This window comes from Corynebacterium sp. MSK012, assembly GCF_030232435.1.
In the GTDB taxonomy this organism is placed as follows: Bacteria; Actinomycetota; Actinomycetes; order Mycobacteriales; family Mycobacteriaceae; genus Corynebacterium; species Corynebacterium jeikeium_D.
The window spans coordinates 128,796-146,660 of sequence record NZ_JASPJU010000009.1 but is presented as its reverse complement, the minus strand read 5'-3'; the positions used below and the strand labels follow the sequence as shown (position 1 = coordinate 146,660).

Annotated in this window: 18 protein-coding genes; 2 read left to right on the top strand and 16 right to left on the bottom strand. The window is 60.0% G+C overall.

What is annotated here, in order from left to right:
- Positions 1 to 21: 21 nt before the first annotated feature.
- The 11 genes from lgt to hisH form a co-directional block, all read right to left on the bottom strand.
- Complete coding sequence (gene lgt / locus QP977_RS07850) at positions 22 to 945, bottom strand: prolipoprotein diacylglyceryl transferase (protein WP_048734621.1); 924 nt, start codon at positions 943 to 945, stop codon at positions 22 to 24.
- A gap of 7 nt (positions 946 to 952) precedes the next feature.
- Positions 953 to 1,732: a tryptophan synthase subunit alpha gene (gene trpA, locus QP977_RS07845; protein ID WP_070429589.1), complete on the bottom strand. Its 780-nt coding sequence runs from the start codon at positions 1,730 to 1,732 to the stop codon at positions 953 to 955.
- Complete coding sequence (trpB, locus tag QP977_RS07840; RefSeq protein WP_005510336.1) at positions 1,733 to 3,022, bottom strand: tryptophan synthase subunit beta; 1,290 nt, start codon at positions 3,020 to 3,022, stop codon at positions 1,733 to 1,735.
- 146 nt (positions 3,023 to 3,168) lie between these two features.
- Positions 3,169 to 3,975, bottom strand: coding sequence for an indole-3-glycerol phosphate synthase TrpC (gene trpC, locus QP977_RS07835; protein ID WP_049170320.1), 807 nt, complete (start codon positions 3,973 to 3,975; stop codon positions 3,169 to 3,171).
- A 4-nt stretch (positions 3,976 to 3,979) separates the two neighbouring features.
- On the bottom strand, positions 3,980 to 4,630 hold the full coding sequence (locus QP977_RS07830) for a TIGR02234 family membrane protein (protein ID WP_088611587.1): 651 nt from the start codon (positions 4,628 to 4,630) through the stop codon (positions 3,980 to 3,982).
- Between the two features lie 7 nt (positions 4,631 to 4,637).
- Positions 4,638 to 6,182: an anthranilate synthase component I gene (locus QP977_RS07825; RefSeq protein ID WP_284847230.1), complete on the bottom strand. Its 1,545-nt coding sequence runs from the start codon at positions 6,180 to 6,182 to the stop codon at positions 4,638 to 4,640.
- A 111-nt stretch (positions 6,183 to 6,293) separates the two neighbouring features.
- Positions 6,294 to 6,692 (bottom strand): phosphoribosyl-AMP cyclohydrolase, encoded by a 399-nt coding sequence (gene hisI, locus QP977_RS07820; RefSeq protein ID WP_070866623.1) that lies wholly within the window; start codon positions 6,690 to 6,692, stop codon positions 6,294 to 6,296.
- Positions 6,689 to 7,465: an imidazole glycerol phosphate synthase subunit HisF gene (gene hisF / locus QP977_RS07815; protein WP_070866624.1), complete on the bottom strand. Its 777-nt coding sequence runs from the start codon at positions 7,463 to 7,465 to the stop codon at positions 6,689 to 6,691. The genes hisI and hisF overlap by 4 nt, the downstream gene beginning before the upstream one ends.
- Before the next feature lie 84 nt (positions 7,466 to 7,549).
- Positions 7,550 to 8,362, bottom strand: a complete 813-nt coding sequence (locus tag QP977_RS07810; RefSeq protein ID WP_048734639.1) for an inositol monophosphatase family protein — start codon at positions 8,360 to 8,362, stop codon at positions 7,550 to 7,552.
- Positions 8,363 to 8,464: 102 nt separating this feature from the next.
- Positions 8,465 to 9,199: a bifunctional 1-(5-phosphoribosyl)-5-((5-phosphoribosylamino)methylideneamino)imidazole-4-carboxamide isomerase/phosphoribosylanthranilate isomerase PriA gene (gene priA, locus QP977_RS07805; RefSeq protein ID WP_016422946.1), complete on the bottom strand. Its 735-nt coding sequence runs from the start codon at positions 9,197 to 9,199 to the stop codon at positions 8,465 to 8,467.
- Between the two features lie 147 nt (positions 9,200 to 9,346).
- A complete protein-coding gene (hisH, locus tag QP977_RS07800) occupies positions 9,347 to 10,045 on the bottom strand; it encodes an imidazole glycerol phosphate synthase subunit HisH (RefSeq protein WP_069359167.1) in 699 nt (232 codons plus the stop codon).
- Positions 10,046 to 10,234: 189 nt separating this feature from the next.
- On the opposite strand from hisH, the gene QP977_RS07795 reads away from it, so the two are divergent.
- Positions 10,235 to 10,858 (top strand): arsenate-mycothiol transferase ArsC, encoded by a 624-nt coding sequence (locus QP977_RS07795; RefSeq protein WP_016422948.1) that lies wholly within the window; start codon positions 10,235 to 10,237, stop codon positions 10,856 to 10,858.
- A 105-nt stretch (positions 10,859 to 10,963) separates the two neighbouring features.
- Here the strand turns inward: QP977_RS07795 and QP977_RS07790 are convergent, their stop codons facing one another.
- From QP977_RS07790 to hisD, 5 genes are all read right to left on the bottom strand, one after another.
- Positions 10,964 to 12,385 (bottom strand): MFS transporter, encoded by a 1,422-nt coding sequence (locus QP977_RS07790; protein ID WP_016422949.1) that lies wholly within the window; start codon positions 12,383 to 12,385, stop codon positions 10,964 to 10,966.
- A complete protein-coding gene (locus QP977_RS11040) occupies positions 12,386 to 12,598 on the bottom strand; it encodes a CG2302 family histidine operon protein (protein WP_016422950.1) in 213 nt (70 codons plus the stop codon). It lies immediately after the preceding gene.
- A 71-nt stretch (positions 12,599 to 12,669) separates the two neighbouring features.
- A complete protein-coding gene (hisB, locus tag QP977_RS07785; protein ID WP_005510321.1) occupies positions 12,670 to 13,308 on the bottom strand; it encodes an imidazoleglycerol-phosphate dehydratase HisB in 639 nt (212 codons plus the stop codon).
- A gap of 45 nt (positions 13,309 to 13,353) precedes the next feature.
- Complete coding sequence (locus QP977_RS07780) at positions 13,354 to 14,496, bottom strand: histidinol-phosphate transaminase (protein WP_016422951.1); 1,143 nt, start codon at positions 14,494 to 14,496, stop codon at positions 13,354 to 13,356.
- Positions 14,496 to 15,845, bottom strand: coding sequence for a histidinol dehydrogenase (hisD, locus tag QP977_RS07775; RefSeq protein WP_284847229.1), 1,350 nt, complete (start codon positions 15,843 to 15,845; stop codon positions 14,496 to 14,498). The genes QP977_RS07780 and hisD overlap by 1 nt, the downstream gene beginning before the upstream one ends.
- A 296-nt stretch (positions 15,846 to 16,141) precedes the next feature.
- Between hisD and QP977_RS07770 the strand changes: the two genes are divergently transcribed.
- Positions 16,142 to 17,848 carry a hypothetical protein gene (locus QP977_RS07770; RefSeq protein ID WP_070642486.1) on the top strand — a complete coding sequence of 569 codons (1,707 nt, stop codon included), beginning with the start codon at positions 16,142 to 16,144 and terminating at the stop codon, positions 17,846 to 17,848.
- The last annotated feature ends 17 nt before the right edge of the window (positions 17,849 to 17,865 follow it).

Genomic DNA, 17,865 nt, shown 5'->3' with positions numbered 1-17,865 from the left:
AGTCCCTTAACGGGCTATGCGTCAGTTGGAAGCACTGTGAGCTTCAGCAGCCTCGCGCTCTCCCCTGACTTCAGCTGCGGTTTCGCGGCTCTTGGACCGCAGAATCCACAAAGCAATGACAGCGCAGAAAAAGACCACGAGCGACGTGATGTTATTAATACGCACACCGAATATCAGCGTTGCGTCATCGACGCGCATGAGTTCAATGAAGAAACGCCCCAAAGTGTAGGCCGCGACATAGAGCGCAAAGACGCGTCCTCCGCCCATCTTGAACTTTCGGTCCGCCCACACAATGACCAGACAGGCGAGGACGTTCCACACCATCTCGTAGAGAAACGTTGGATGCACCACGGCCAGCACTTCGCCTGTCGACGTTCCGGTGACAGGGGCAACCCGTCCAAACTCATCAACTCGTTGGTAGATTTCCAGGCCCCACGGAAGTGACGTTGGGCCACCGTAGAGTTCCTGGTTGAACCAATTGCCCAGACGCCCAATCGCCTGTCCAAGGATGATTGCGGGTGCGGCCGCGTCAAGAACTGGCGCAAACGGTACCTTCCGCCACTTGGCGACCGCCCACGCGGCCAGCACCCCCAGCGCCACCGCTCCCCAGATGCCGAGGCCACCATTGGTGATTTTCAGTGCATCGGCGGGATTGGCGCCGGGGCCGAAGTACTTCTCCCAGTCGGTGGCGACGTGGTAGAGACGGCCGCCGATAATGCCCGCAGGAATGACCGCAATGGCAATGTCGAGGACCAACTCCGGGTCTCCACCCCTGGCCGCGTAGCGGCGCTGCATCCAGTAAATGCCGACGAGTACGCCAATCAAGATGGAAATCGCGTAACCGCGCAGTGGTAGCGGCCCTAACTGCCACACCCCCTGCGGCGGAGAGGGAATGTTGGCCAGATACGTGGTTGCAGTCTCGGCGAGAACAAGGGTGGAACTCATAAATGCGCTAGCTCTCTCCTCGTACGCCCGCGGCGAGTTCACGGGCGAGCGTTACCAGGTCATCGGTGCTCTTCATCGCGGCCTTGATCAGTGCCGAGCCAACGATTACGCCATCTGCAAACTCGGCAATCTCCGCGGCCTGTTCTCCATTGGAGACCCCCAAACCGACGCACACCGGTGTATCGGTGACCTCGCGCGTGCGGGCAACCAACTTGCCGGCGGCCGAGTCGACGCTGGCCTGGGCACCTGTGACACCCATGTGGCTGGTGGCGTAGACGAAGCCGGTCGACGCAGTGGCAGTTAGCTGCAGACGCTCGTTGGTCGATGACGGGGCCACCAACATGATGTTGGACAGACCATTGGCCTCAGCTGCACGCTGCCATTGGCCGGCCTCCTCCGGGATGAGATCCGGGATAATGGTGCCACGACCACCAGCGGCGGCCAAGTCCTCGGCGAAACGCTCCGGACCATACTGGAGAATCGGGTTCCAGTAGCTCATAACCACACAGGTACCGCCGTGCTCGGTGACTTCGCGGACCACGCGCATAATCTCACGGGTGCGGAAGCCCGCATCCAGAGCCACGTTGGCGGCATCCTGAATGGTTGGGCCATCCATCATCGGGTCGGAGAAAGGCAGGCCAACCTCGATGATGTCGGCGCCAGCGTCGACAATCGCCTTGATGTTCTCAATCGACTTATCGGTGGTCGGGAAACCCGCTGGGTAATAGCCGATAAATGCTGCGCGGTTTTCCTCACGGACCTTGTCAAAGACGTCACTCAGACTCATTTAGGACTCCTCCATCAGATCAAACCACTTAGCAGCGGTGTCGACATCCTTGTCACCGCGACCGGAAACATTGACGATAATCAGCGGCTTACGGCCCAGCTCTTCATTTAGATCACCGCTGATGAGTCGGGCGGCAGCCACCGCGTGTGCGGACTCGATAGCGGGCAGGATGCCCTCCATCCGAGTCAGATCCTGGAATGCCTGCATCGCCTGGGTATCGGTCACCGGCAGGTAGGACGCGCGATCAATATCAGCCAGGTACGAGTGCTCTGGCCCCACGCCCGGGTAATCCAGACCGGCGGAAATCGAGTGGGACTCCGTAATCTGGCCATCCTCGTTCTGCATCAGGGCGGCGAAGGAGCCCTGGAACACACCCGGATTACCGGCGGCCGAAATCGGTGCTGCATGGCGACCGGTCTCAACACCGTCACCGCCAGCTTCAGCGCCAATCAGGCGAACCGATTCATCATCGATGAAGTGGTGGAACGCGCCGATTGCATTAGAACCGCCGCCGACACAGGCCACGACAGCGTCGGGAAGCGAGCCGGTTTCCGCGAGGATCTGCTGGCGTGCCTCGGCGCTGATGATGCGCTGGAAGTCGCGCACCATTGTTGGGAACGGGTGCGGACCGGCTGCAGTGCCGAAGCAGTAGTAGGTGTCATCGGCGTGTGAAACCCAAAAACGCATGGCCTCATTGATTGCGTCTTTGAGAGTCTTCGAGCCAATCTCGACCTCGATAACCTCGGCACCAAGCAAACGCATGCGAGCGATATTAAGGCGCTGGCGGATTGCGTCGACCTTGCCCATGTAGATACGGCAGTTAAGGCCGAGCAGCGCACAGGCAGTCGCGGTTGCGACACCGTGCTGGCCGGCACCGGTCTCGGCAATAATGTTCTTCTTACCCATGCGCTTAGCAAGCAGAACCTGACCCAAGACGTTATTAATCTTGTGGCTACCGGTGTGGTTCAAATCCTCGCGCTTAAGCCAGACGTCAGCGCCGATATCAGCGGAGAACTTCTCCGCATAGTACAGCGGCGAGGGACGTCCGACATAAGTACGCTGCAGCCGGTCAAGCTCATCGAGAAAATCCTGATCAACGCGGGCCTTCGCGTAGCCATCGGTGACCTCACCGATAACGGCCATCAGCGCCTCCGGCACAAACTGGCCGCCCCACTTACCCCAGTGCCCAATGGCATCTGACTCGTGGTTCGTTGTCTCCGCGATTACCTCACCCATCGTGGGCAGGCGGTCACCGCGGGCATCATGATTCTTGAAATCTTGGTCACTCACAGTTATCTATTGTGGACTATCCCCACCCGTTGCGGGGACATAAGGCCTAAGAAACTGTGGCGTGCCAACACAACAGGTGTGGCTGGCAACCAAAGAGGCGGAGTTCGCGGTGCGATGCAGCTGCTTATCGCAACCGCGGACCACCACTACTCGCTGCGGAGAGTCGGGTGGACACCGGCGGCAACGAGACGTCGGCAAGCCTCACCCGGCTTGCCCGCAGTAACCAGGCCCTCGCCCACCAGCACCGCGTCGGCACCGTGAGAGGCGTAGTAGCGCAGTTCCTCCGGCCCCTTAACACCGGACTCCGCCACCTTCACAACATGATCCGGCAGCATCGGCGCAAGACGTTCGTACACGGAGAGGTCCACGTCGAGCGTCTTTAGATTGCGAGCGTTGATGCCGAGGATCTTGGCACCAGCGGCCTCGGCACGCTCGACCTCTTCTGCGGTGTGCGCCTCAACCAGAGCGTTCATGCCAAGCGACTCGGTGCGATCCAGCAGGGACTCCAGCGTCGGCTGATCCAAAGCGGAGCACATCAGCAGCACCAGGTCGGCACCGTGTGCGCGGGCCTCATGGACCTGGTACGGAGTGACGATGAAGTCCTTGCGGAGCACCGGAATGTTCACCGCGCGGCGCACGGCATCGAGGTCGGCGAGCGAACCGCGGAAGCGTCGCTCCTCAGTCAGACAGGAAATGACAGCCGCGCCACCCTGCTCGTACTCTGCGGCCAAAACTTCCGGCGAAGGGATGTCAGCCAGCTCTCCCTTCGACGGAGAGGCACGCTTGACCTCTGCAATCACCTGCACCCCGGGCTTAGCCAGTGCCGCCACGGCATCAATTGGCGACGGCGCCTTCAGCGAGAGCTCCTTGATTTCACCGTAGGAAATCTTGGCTTCCCGAGCAGCGAGATCTTCCCGCACGCCCTCAATAATCTTGTCCAGAACGTTAGCCACGGCCTTACTCCTTATCCAGATCCGTAGGATCTACACCGGCATCCAAAGCATCCCACAGAACTCGACCCGACTGCGGGTCTTCCTCCAGGTCCTCGGCGATACGCTGACGGCGTACCTCCGGGGTCTCATACGCGCTGGACTTCTGCTTCTTCACAGTACCCGGTCGACGCACCAACATTACCGCCCCGACCAGCGCCAATGCGCAGCACAGCAAGGCCAGGGATGGCCCCATCGCATGCACTTCAATCGCTGAGATCTGCGCCCAGTCTGCCACAGTCACCGCATCACTGGCGCGCTGTGAGGCGCTTCCCGACGTCAACAAATCCAGTGCCCGCTGGGAGTCCACACCGTCTTCTCCGCTGGCAAGCAGAGTCATCGGAGTCCACGACGCCGCAATTGCGAGCAGCGCCGCGAGACCACCGACGATACGGCGCCCCAGTGAGCCCAAAATGGTGGTGGCAAACAGTGCAGCCACCATTGCCAGCGCAATCGACGTCAACTCTGGAGCCCAGACGGCGCCCACCAAATCTGTGGTCGCCGGACCGGACTTGTCATCAACAGTATCGACCGTCAGCCACGCACTTCGGCTGCACAACCACATTCCCGCTGCGGCCACACCAATGAGGCCACCGGAGAGCATCGTTGTCGACTTCATCGAAAACCTAGCTCCTTTCCGCTGGGACTAGTGTCTCAGCTGCCGCGACAGCTCGCAGCACGGCCGCGGCCTTGTTGCGGGTCTCCTCATCCTCTGCCACCGGGTCAGAGTCACTGACAATTCCGCCGCCAGCCTGAACATAGACCGTATCGCCCTTCTTCACACCTGTGCGGATGGCAATTGCCTGATCGGTATTGCCCCGGAAGTCAAAGTATCCAACAGTGCCGCCGTAAACACCCCGACGCGTGTCTTCGAACTTGTCGATAATGCTCAGCGCGGAAGGCTTCGGCGCACCCGACAGCGTTCCCGCTGGGAAGGTGGCCGCGAACGCGTCGACGGCAGTGGCGTCGCTGGAAAGCTCGCCGGTGACCGTAGAGACCAGATGCATAACGTGACTGTAGCGCTCAATATGACGGAAGTCGTGCACAACTACACTGCCCGGGCGGCAGACACGTCCGAGGTCATTGCGGCCAAGATCAACGAGCATCAGATGCTCACTATTTTCCTTCTCGTCTGCCAGCAAATCAGCTTCCAGCGCATTGTCCTGCTCCACCGTGGCACCGCGCGGACGTGTGCCCGCGATGGGATTGGTGATGACCTCACTGCCCTGAACTGCCACGAGTGATTCTGGGGAGGAACCGACAATTTGGAAAGCAGTAGCGGAGAAGTTCTTGGTTGGAACGTTGACCAGGAACATGTAGGGCGACGGATTGGAAACCCGCAGGATGCGATAGATATCAAAAGCGGAGGCCTGCGTGTCCATTTCGAACCGCTGCGAGAGCACAATCTGGAACGCATCACCGGCGCGGATGCGATCCTTGCAGCGCTCAATACGATCCATGTGGTCCTCGGCGGCGCGCTGGCGGCGAATTACCGGCTCTGGGAAGCTAACTTCCGCCGGACGCAGATCAGAAGGCTCTGACAACCGCTCCACCATCGCATTGACACGGTCGCAGGCGGTGTCATACGCCTGGTCAATCCGCTCATCCGAGCCGTCCCAGTTGACAGCATTGGAAATCAGCCACAGCACGCCCTCGTGGTGGTCAAAAGCAGCCAGGTCCTCCACCAGCAACTGCATGAGCTCAGGAATCTGCAAATCATCGTCAGTGGTATCCGGCAGCTGTGGCTCGATGGAGCGGACAATGTCATGCCCGAAGTAGCCAACGAGACCAGAGGTGAGCTTGGGTACCGAGGCATCGTCGGCAAGCGGAAGTTCCGTGTGCAGCAGCTCCAGCGTGCGACGCAGAGCATCCAACGGATTTCCGCCCTCTGGCGCACCCGACGGCGCATTGCCAATCCAGGTTGCCTCCCCCGCATCATCCACCGTCAGCGCAGCACGACTGCCGCAACCGATAAATGACCAGCGCGACCACGACTGCCCCACATCGGAGGACTCCAGCAAGAAAGTGCCGGGACGATCGGCCGCGAGCTTGCGGTAGGCCGACAGCGCCGTTTCGCCGTCCGCCAAAACCTTGCGAACCACGGGCACGACCCGATGGTGTGCAGCCAGTTCACGAAAGCGCTCACGCGTGGTCATGGTGATACGAGTCATAGCCGCTATTGTGCCACGCACCCCGGATTGCACATCACTTAACCCCGGACTTCACCGGAGGTGGGCGCGCTTGACGACGAAATCCCCACCTCGGCAACCCGGATCGACTGATTAGCCCTCGAACACGGGATGCACGTCAAAGCAGCTATGCGAGCCAGTGTGGCATGCCGCGCCGTCCTGCACTACCTGCATCAGCACGGTATCGCCATCACAGTCCAACGCCAGCGATGTCACGGTCTGGAAATGGCCACTAGTAAGCCCCTTAATCCAGTACTCGGACCGGGAGCGCGACCAGTAAGTGCCGCGCTTGGTAGCGATGGTGTACGCCAGCGCGTGGGAATCCATCCACGCCATCATGAGCACGCGACCAGTGGATTCTTCCTGCACAATGGCCGGAATCAAGCCGTCAGCGTTGAACTTGGCGATGTTCGCGATATCTGCTGGGAGCGTGTACTCACGCGGATCGTCTCCGGAGCCGTGAGCTGCAGCGCCCGGGGCTAGACCAGTCACTGGCGCACCTCGATCCCCTCGCGGGCCATCTCTTCCTTAACCTCAGCAATGCTGACCTCGCCGAAGTGGAAAATGGATGCGGCCAAAACCGCGTTGGCACCGGCGCGCACTGCCGGGGGGAAGTGCTCTGCCTTGCCCGCACCGCCAGAGGCGATCACCGGGACGTCGACGGCAGCGCGGACTTTCTCCAGCAGCTCCAGGTCGAAGCCATCCTTGGTGCCGTCGCCATCCATGGAGTTCAGCAGAATCTCGCCGACCCCGAGCTCCTCGCCACGGCGTGCCCACTCGACGGCGTCAATCCCGGCCGAGCGTGAACCACCGTGCGTCGTCACCTCGAAGCCCGACGGCTGCGGCGTGCCTCCCTCGGGAACGCGGCGGGCATCCACCGACAGGACGACACACTGCGCACCGAAGCGGCGCGACAGCTCGCTGAGCAGTTCCGGTCGTGCAATCGCAGCGGTATTGACACTGACCTTGTCAGCTCCGGCGCGCAGCAGCTGATCGACATCCTCGACGCTGCGCACGCCACCGCCGACCGTCAGCGGAATGAAGACCTCACTTGCGGTGCGGCGCACCACGTCAAGCATGGTGCCACGGCCATCCTTGGAAGCCGTGACGTCCAGGAAGGTCAGCTCATCAGCGCCCTCCTCACCATAGCGGCGGGCCAGCTCCACCGGATCGCCGGCATCACGGAGATTCTCAAAGTTGACCCCCTTGACGACCCTCCCATCGTTGACATCCAGGCAAGGAATCACGCGTACTGCCAGAGACATAGTTTTTAAGTTCTCCTCGTGTTAGCTCAAAGTTGTGGCTCGACGGTTTGCGCAACCACCCAGCTCAGGGGCGTCGCCCACGGTTTAGCTCCGGAAAGTCTCCGGACGACCCAGTTGGTCAATAATCGACCGCAGCGTGGCATGAACATCTCGAGTTCCCGCCAGCACGCCTACGGAATCATGCCGCCAGGGATTGCCCGCCAAGTCTGTGACCACGCCACCAGCTTCGGAAATCTGCAGTACACCAGCTGCGTTATCCCACACATGCGGTGAGAAAGTCACCGTGCCACCGAATGCCCCCATCGCGGTGGAGCCCAAGTCCACGCCGACAGAGCCAGTAATTCGAATCGTTGGATAGCGCTCGCCCACCTTTGACAGCAGCAGTTGGCGCCACTTGCGCGGGAGTGTGCCGTCGGTACTCGCGATAACGGAGCCGAAGGCAATCGAAACCGGGCGGCCGGCCTCGGCATCGATGTTGACGCGACGGCCGTTGACGAATGTGCCGCTACCTTTAGCTGCGGTAATACGCCGGCGCAGCAGAGGCATGGAGGTAATTCCGACCACCGGCTCCCCCTCATGCATGAGCGTGAGCAGCATGGCACACAGTGGAAAGCCGTTGGAATAGTTCGTGGTGCCGTCGATCGGATCGATGACCCAGGCGGTATGTTCCTCGGGAACTTTGCCACCGAATTCCTCGCCGTAGACGGGCAGGCCGGAATACTGCGTGAGGAGCTGGCGCAGACGACGCTCAATTTCCAGGTCGGTCTCCGTCGCGAAATCCCCGCGCGGCTTCATGACAACCGGGTCCGCACCCACCTGCTGCGTGAACAGGCCTTCAACCTCATCGAGCGCCGCTTCAGCAATAGCGAGCATCGCCCGCGGTTCCAGGGCATCCATACTTTCTAAGTCCTTCATCCGCCGTCTCAGCCGGGGTGCCGTTTGCTCGTTAACGCTTTCGCTTGACGACGTCTCCCCGGTCCGGCCACGAAAGTGTTCTTTTTAGCCGCGAGCTACTGCCAGGGCCTCTTCCAGGGTGAAACGCCCTGCGTAGAGCGCCTTACCCACAATTGCGGAGTCAACGCCCTCATCGACCAGTGTGGCAATAGCTGCAATGTCGTCCAGGCTGCTGACACCGCCGGAAGCGACGATTGGAGCATCGGTAGCAGCGGCGACCTCGCGCAGCAGTTCCACATTCGGCCCCTGCAGGGTGCCGTCCTTGGAGACGTCAGTCACCACGAAACGGGATGCACCCTGAGCATCCAGGCGCTCCAGCACCTCCCAGAGGTCACCGCCGTCGGAGACCCAGCCGCGGCCGCGCAAGCGCCACTGCCCCTCTTCGTTAAGAACATCCAGACCAATGGCTACACGGTCGCCGTAGTTGGCGATAACCTCGCGGCACCACTCCGGATTCTCCAGTGCGGCGGTGCCAATATTGACACGGGCGCAGCCGGTGGCCAGCGCAGCTTCGAGCGAAGCGTTGTCACGGATACCGCCGGAGAGCTCTACCTTCACGTCGAGCTTGCCCACAACGTCGGCAAGCAGGTCGTAGTTCGAACCGCGACCAAACGCGGCGTCGAGGTCGACCAGGTGGATCCACTCAGCGCCTGCGTTCTGCCAATTCATGGCAGCTTCCAGCGGTGCACCGTAGGAAGTCTCGGTTCCAGCAGCACCCTGAACAAGGCGCACAGCCTGGCCATCGGCTACGTCTACAGCGGGCAGCAGGGTCAAACTCATGGGGGCTCTACTCTCTTCGACTTTGGGCGTTGTGGCCATAGTCACCACGACGCTTGTTGCTAGTTATCTCAGTATAGGTGGTCTAGGTGGCGAAATTCCGCCACCTACCAGGTAGTGCGGTTAGGGCAGATACTACCGATTGGGCAACTACAGCGTGTCCACCCAGTTCTGCAGCAGCTTCAACCCTGCTTCACCAGACTTCTCAGGGTGGAACTGCGTGGCCCACAGCGGACCGTTTTCCACGGCTGCGATAAACCGATCGGATTCGTGGGCAGACCACGTCACCAGCGGCGGAGCGATGCGAGAATCCGTATCAAGGTCCCACTTGCGCACACCGTAGGAGTGGACGAAGTAAAAACGCTGATCTTCCAGTCCCTTAAACATCTTTGAGCCTTCCGGTACTTCAACCGTGTTCCAGCCCATGTGCGGCAGAATCGACGCCTCGAGACGCTCGACAGTACCGGGCCATTCACCACAACCCGGGGTGCCGGTGACAGCTGCGGATGCGTCGGTCTCCGCTGCGTGGATGCCGTCGGCGTACTCGACGCCGCGGTCAAAGAGCACCTGCATACCGACGCAGATTCCCATCACTGGTCGACCACCTGCGAGTCGAGAGCCGATCAGGCGCGGCCCTTGTACTCGATGCAAACCCTCCATGCATGCGGCATAGGCGCCGACGCCGGGAACGAGCAGACCATCGGCCTCCATCACGGTCTTCGGATCGGCGGTCACAATAACCTCGGCACCCGTGGTGGCCACAGCGCGCTCAGCTGAACGCAAATTACCGGAGCCGTAATCAAGGATGGCAACGGTCGGGGTCTTCGTCGAAGGTGAGACTTGTTCCATAGTTGGACATTTTAAGGCGCTGGGAATCGATGTTTGCCACTTACCCCAAGAAAACTGCCTGGATAGGCAGAAGCACTGGTATACAACTACCGAATACTTTGGTAAACTCAAGGTTAACAACAGGTTAACTAAGTTATTGATTTATCCCTAAAACCCCTGATTACTTTTTCACAGAGAGGCTCCGACGCCATGACTACCGCATCCGTTCTTAGTAAATCATTTGCCATTGTCCGCGAGGACCTTCACCGGCTCTACGGTGCAGCCTGCGATGCTGCGACCATCGATTCCATCCTCGACGATGTCATTGCAGAGCTGTCCAACTCTGCGAAGGTGACTAACTTCCTCCCCGTCCTCGCCGAACGCGAGGCCACCGAACGCATCAAGGCCGCGAGCGGATGCAAGGACTTCGCCCCGCGCCAAGAGATTCTCTTTGCCGATAGTCGCGGTTCCGGCCGTAGCCAGATTGCCACTGCCCTGGCCTACCACCTGGTTGGTGACGAAGTCTTTATCCGCACTATCGGCCTCAATCCAGAGGATGGCCTGAACCCTCGCGTCGTCGCGGCTCTTCACGACCGTGGCGTGGACACCTCACGCCTCACCCAAAAGGCGATTACTCCCCGCGTTTCCCACCGCGCCGATGTTGTCGTGCTCATGGGCATCGACGAGACACCAGCAGTCCCCGGCGACCGCTACGTGGAATGGGATGTCGCAGATCCGGACAGTCTCACAGACGATGAGCTGCAGTCGCTTATCGACGATATCGAAACCCGCCTGCGGGCTCTCTTCACCGAGATGGACGTCGCCGTCGCATAAACAGGCACGGCTGACCCCACACCGGGGGTTGCATCTAATAACCAAAAGAGTGGCTGCGCAAGAACTTGCGCAGCCACTCTTTTTCAAACGTCTCTTTGTATGTAGTTACTTCTTCTTGCGGTCCCGAACCGTCAAACGCGTCACTGCATTCTTTGCCGGGCGGGCAACACGCACAGCGGCCTCCGGCGTACGACGCTTCACGGCATCCCCCAGACGACGCAGCGTAGCGCGGGTGTTCTGGTACTCCGCCACGCGGTGCTTTCCGATGATTCGGTCGAGCACCGCACCAATGAGGCCAACTGCCAGCAGAGCTGCCGCAAAGGCAAAGACAGCCGGGTACGGACGGAGTGCAGCCGCGGCTACGGCTCCCAGAACGAACGAGCCGATACCAGTGCCCGAGTCAAAGGACATGTTCCAGAAGGCACTGGCCTCAGCAGTACGGTCACGCGGCAGGCGGGCAAACATCAGCAGCAGAGCCTCATTTTGCACTATGCCGAAGCCCGCGCCGTAGAAAACGGCCGCAACCAGCAGCAGCCAGGCCGACAAATCAAAGAGAACCACGCCGGACATCATCAGCAGACCAATAAAACCACTGATCAATGCCGGAATCAGCAGAATTCCAGCCTCCGACTTCCGGTCGGCGTAGATTCCTGCGAAATAACGGAACACCATCTGCGCGCCACCGAGAACAGACAGCGACAGGCCAGCCACAACCGCACCGGAGACCAGATCGATTTCGCGAGCTGCCGGGGCAAGGAATGCGGAAATACCACCAAAGCCCATCGCAATCGTGCAAATTGCGAGCGCGGGAATGGCCACCAGCTTCCATGTGGCAACGTGCTCAACGGGGCTCGGCTGAGTTGCTGCAGATCCGGGCACAGGATCGCCGACGTCTTCCTTGCCGCCCTTGCCCTCCTTCGGCGCTGGCTTAATCTTCGGGATAAAGAGTGCCATCAACGAACCGACAAGCGAGATGACGGCGCCCAAGACATAAACAGGGGTGTAAGAACCCGTCTTGTCCGCAATGATTAGTCCTAGTGGCAAGAAAATGAGCTCAGATAAACCAACTGCCACACCGAGAACGCCAGAGGCCTTACCCAGAAATTTCATTGGCACTAGCTCGGCAATCAATGCGGACTCGGCGACAGTCAACGCACCGAAGCCCATACCGCGGAGAACCGCAATGATGAGCACCAAAGCAGCATCGGTGCCAAAGATGTGCAGAATCGTCGGCAAGCCCAGAAACAGACCTGAAATCAGCATGGTCATGCCGTAGCCAAGACGGCGACACATACGTGGAGTCTGCGTCTGTGTGAGAACGGTAGCGGCCATAAAAACACCGGTGTAGGCACCGGCGAGCGAGGTTCCACCGCCATCGTCAAGAATTGCCTGCGGAATGACAGGCATGAGGAGTGACCAGCCACCGAAGGCGGCCATCACGGCGACTAGCGTAGGTACTAGTCCGGGCGCTTTCCACATGCTGTCCAGTTCGTCCAACTGCCTGCGGTCCATCACCCGGGACGCCATTTACTCCATCACTCCTATCAACCACAAAATTGCGCCGGCGAGCGCGATCACAGATAAGAGACCAAGGACAATTGTTCCGACCCTCGATCCGGATTTATAGAGTGACCATGTTCCGCCCACCAGCAGACCAGCGACAATGAACAAAAAATAAGTGCTCAGCGTCGATGCGGTAGACACCTGCGCTAAAAGCACGTCTACAGACGTTGTTACCATCGATTCCCCTAAAATGCCAGCTAAGGCGGATTTTCCGGTTTCCTACAGCGGCCGTCTACTACAGCTGCGACCTACAGAGTGCCCTTGGTCGACGGCACACCGTGGACGCGCGGGTCGTCCTCGACGGCAGCACGCAGGGCACGGGCCACAGCCTTGTACTCAGCCTCGGTGATGTGGTGCGGATCGCGCCCGTAGAGACAGCGAACATGCAGCGCAATACGGGCATTTAGGGCGAAGGACTCAAAGAAATGCTCATTGATAACCGTTGCGTAGTGACCACCAATGACGGCAGTCAACATCTGCTCTGGTTCGCCAGTGCCAACGAAGTACGGGCGACCAGACACATCAACCACTGCGTGTGCCAGCGTTTCATCCATCGGGATATAGCAGTCACCAAAGCGACGAATACCAGACTTGTCCCCCAACGCCTGGGCGAAGGCCTGCCCCATCACAATGCCGGTATCCTCCACCGTGTGGTGCGCATCGACCTCGGTGTCGCCGTTGGCGTGCACAGTCAGGTCGAAGCTGCCGTGGGAGCCGAAAGCGGTCAACATGTGGTCGAAGAACGGCAGACCGGTCGAAATATCGGTCTTGCCGGTGCCATCGAGATTCACCGAGCAGACGATGCTCGATTCGCGGGTGGCGCGCTCGACACGGCCAACGCGCTCAGTGCGCTCTGCCTCCAGATGGTCCTTATCACTGAAGTGCATAAGTCAGATCTCTCCTTGTAGTGGGATGTACCGGCAGCATTTCGCTTAAGCCAGCGCGGTCGCTGCCAATTTCTTGGCCGCCGCCAGCAGCGCATCATTTTCGCTGGGCAGACCAATAGTGGCACGGAGACGACCGGGCACGCCAACATCGCGGATGAGTACTCCCTCATCCAAGAAGCTCTGCCATGCCGTCGCGGCATCGGCGAAACGACCGAAGAATACGAAGTTGGAGTACGAGTCAATCACGTCGTAGCCATAGCTGTTCAGGGCGGCTACGACGCGATCACGCTCGTCGGCAAGCTTTGCGACGGTCGACAGCGTCGCATCCGAGTGGCGAAGTGCAACCGTGGCAGCGGCCTGCGTCAACGTCGACAGGTGGTATGGCAGACGTACGAGCATCACAGCATCAATAAATGCCGGGTTAGCAACGAAGTAGCCGAGGCGGCCTCCGGCGAAGTCGAAAGCCTTGCTCATCGTGCGGGAGACAACCAGCTTCGACGGGAACTCAGCCAGCAGCGTTGTCGCCGACGGCTCCTCAGTGAACTCGGCGTAGGCCTCATCGACAATGACGATGCCCGGCGCGGCTTCAATAATGCGGCGCAGGTCAGCGAGCGTGGTCAGATTGCCAGTCGGGTTGTTCGGAGTCGTGATGAAGATGACGTCAGGACGGTGCTCGGCAATGGCCGCGAGCGCACTATCCATGTCGATGTCGAAGGTCTCCGGGTCGCGGGCGATGCCGATGAACTCCGTCTGCGTGCCGGACGAGAGGATCGGGTGCATCGAGTAGCTGGGCACAAAGCCCATTGCGCTGCGCCCCGGCCCGCCAAATGCCTGCAGCAGCTGCTGGAGAATCTCATTGGAGCCGTTGGCGGCCCATACCTGGTCGACGGTGATGTCCACGCCGGTCTGGCGGGTGACATAATCGGCGAGTGCGCTGCGCAGTGCTACTGCGTCACGGTCCGGGTAGCGGTTGAGGTCAGAGGCGACCTTCTCCACTTGCGCCACCAGGTCGGCGATGAGGTCATCGGATGGCGGGTACGGGTTTTCGTTGGTGTTCAGGCGAACATCGACGTCGAGCTGCGGGGCACCGTAGGCTTCCTCGCCGCGCAGTTCGTCGCGCAGTGGCAAATCTGCCAGCGCCAACTTGGCTACCGACGGCTGTGGCTGATTCTCAGGCTGGTTGCTCATTAGTTGTTCCCCTTTTCTGCGCCATTGTCCTCAGAGCCGAGAAGCGTCTCAAAGCGGGCACGGATGGCCTCGCCGTGCGCTGGCAGTCGTTCTTCGTTGGCCAGGACTACTACGCTGTCGGCAACTTCCTTCAACGCGGCCTCGTTGTAGTCAATCATGTGGACCGACTTGAGGAAGGTGTGCGTTGACAGGCCCGAGGCGTGGCGGGCGGTGCCGGAGGTCGGCAACACATGGTTAGAGCCAGCCGAGTAATCGCCCAGCGGCACCGGCGAGAAGCGACCGATGAAGATTGCACCGGCATTGGTAATGCGTTCGGCATCGGCCTGCGCGTTTTCGGTGTGGATCTCCAGGTGCTCAGTGGCGTAAGCATCTGCAACCTGGATGCCAATATTCATGTCGTCGACAAGCACGATGCCAGACTGATCGCCGGTCAGCGCCTCACGAACGCGGTCGGCGTTCATGGTGACCTCGTACCGGTTTTCGACCTCGCGGTCGACGGTGGCGGCGAAATCGGCGTCGTCGGTGATAAGCACGCTGGCGGCCATGACGTCGTGCTCAGCCTGGGAAATCAGGTCGTAGGCGACGGAGACAGGATCAGCGGTGTTATCTGCGAGAATGGCAATTTCGGTCGGGCCAGCTTCGGCGTCGATACCGACGACCGAGCGGCACAGGCGTTTGGCGGCGGTAACGAAGATGTTGCCCGGACCGGTGACCATGTCGACCGGCTCGAGGCTCTCGTTTTCATCGCCGTATGCGAGCAGTGCGACGGCCTGTGCACCACCGACGGCCCACACCTCGGTCACGCCAAGCAGCTTGCAGGCAGCCAGGATGGTCGGGTGCGGCCAGCCGTCGTTGTCGGCCTGCGGCGGAGAGGCGACGACGAGGGACTCCACACCAGCTTCCTGAGCTGGGATGACGTTCATCAATACAGACGACGGGTAGACGGCGTTGCCCCCGGGGACGTAAAGACCGACGCGCGAAACCGGAATCCACTTCTCGCGGACAATGCCGCCGGGCAGAATTTCAACAGTCTTATCATTCGGCTTCTGAGCAGCGTGGAACGCGCGCACGCGCCCAATGGACTCCTGCAGAGCAGAGCGGACATCGTCTTCCAGCGCAGCTTCCGCGGCATCGATAACCTCCGCTGGAACGCGCATGGATGCCGGACGAATACGGTCAAACTTCTCGGAGTACTCCATCGCCGCTTCCACACCACGGACTGCCACGTCATCGACAACGGGCTTGACCGTGGGAATCATCGAATCAACGTCTGCCGCACCACGCGGCAACACTCGACGCAGAGTGGCGGTGGTGGGAGTCTGACCGCGAAGATCAATAGTGGACAACATAATTAATTAGTAACCGCCTATTCGCACGATGGATTCATACGTGAGCACTTCAGAGTGACAAAGAAATGACAACAAAGTATTGAAAATCTGGGTCAAAGCCAAAGACTTTATCCACGGTTTTCGCTACTATTCGCCCTTAAAGGCACCCTTGAGTATGAACTAAGCATATCTTTCTCACGTTAGGTTCATACCGATTGCCCCATTTAACCCCTCATACTGTGGCGCAAGTTAGCTCCGCCACAGTGCCCCATTACAGTGTTAAGGAAAGTAGTAACCAGTCGTAGAAAGGTCAGCTGTTGAACCAGGAAGGAAACAGCCCGGATTTGCCGGAGCTCGTCGCAGCCTATGCAGACGCGACCGCAGCCGACAATTCCCTGGCCACGCGCCAACTGGAATCAGTTTTCGCGCATCATTTCTACAACCCACAGCTCTTTTCTGACCCGGAAGCCCACGGCGTTACCGAACACGTCGGCGCGTTTTACCGCATAGTCCGCGAGGTCACCGAATCGCTCGGCATGATGACGGCTGCGCACGATGCCGCCCTGAACTGGATGGTATGGGCATCCGATAACGACAACGTCCCGGAGTACTGGCGCGCCCGGGCACGGCTAGCGGCGGATGAAGCCCGCCGCTACACCACCTTTATCGCCGATGGCCCCACCTCTGCTGCCGCAGAGACCGAAATCCCACTCATCGCACGCATGAGCAGGGAGATCACCTCGTACCGGGCACTCGTGCTTGCCGACGATCTGGATGCCCCAACCAGCAGTCACAGCGCGGTGACCACGGATGCGGATGGGCCGCGGCCGCAGGAATCGTCGGCAAGCGAAGAAGCGGAGGAGCCGTTTAGCCCACGCCAGTGGAAGAAGCGGGCGGCACTGACTGACGCGCTGATTCGGATTGCAAGCGCCCTGCGAAAGGTCAACCGCGAGGACTTGGCACGGGAGCTGCACGAGATGATTCGTGCACTGCCAAATGAGGATAAGTTTGAGTCGATTGCGCTGGCGAAGACTCTGACGGAGGCATCACTGCTGCACCGAGCCGGGAAAGTCGTCGACGCAGCGCGACTTTGCGCCTCACAGCTCAATGCAATCGGTAACCGCTCCGTAATCGCGGGCCTTGAGCTGAGGCAGAATTTGGCACGGTACTCGATAGAGACAGGTAATAGCGATACCGCGTTCCGAATGCTGTCAAACAACGTGGCAGTCGCGGACCAGCACAGACTGGACACTGACTATATTCTCGCGGTTCGTGAGATGGCAGACATCAACTTCGAGGTGGCACACAACAAGCCCGATGCCGGGGAGATGCTGAAGCTAACTCAGCGCGCCCAGGATGTGTCGGCAGACTACCCCAACTGTGAAGTCACCATGGAAATCGCGCTGCTGAAGGCAACGGCACTGTACGAGCTCGGAGATTTCCACCATGCCGGCCAGGAAGCGGAGTCGGTTGCAAAGTGGTCTGAGCCTACCCAGGATTCCGCACGTACTGATTTTTCCTGTGCCATTGCGGCGGAATCGGCAGTCCAAGAGGGCAATACTGAGCATGCCGCAGTACTCTTCGACGCACTGGCCGATATTCGTGCCGGATACTCGTCCCCGATTTCGCCTGCGGAAACTCTGATGGATGCCGCACTATCGCTCAGTAACGTGGGCGCCACAAGTGAGCTGACCGACCACCTGATGGAACGCTCACGCGGCTACGTGGTTGGATCCTGGGAATCGGCCAAGTGGCACGAAGCGCAGGCACTGCTGTGCTGGTCTGTGTGGGACAACGACGGCGTGTACAAGTACGCCGACGAAGCTGCCGAGCTTTTCTTAGAAGCCCACGCCCCTGCCGACGCCGCCCGCACACTGACTATCGCGGTGCGTGCTGCTGCTAGTGATAACAATGAGGATCGCGCCCGCCGGTTCGCGGTTCGCATCGGCGACCTAGTCGGCCCGGATCACCCAGTGCGCGATGAAGTTCGTGGACTAATGCGTAGCTTTTCAAACCCGGATTAACAGCGCACCCGACTGCA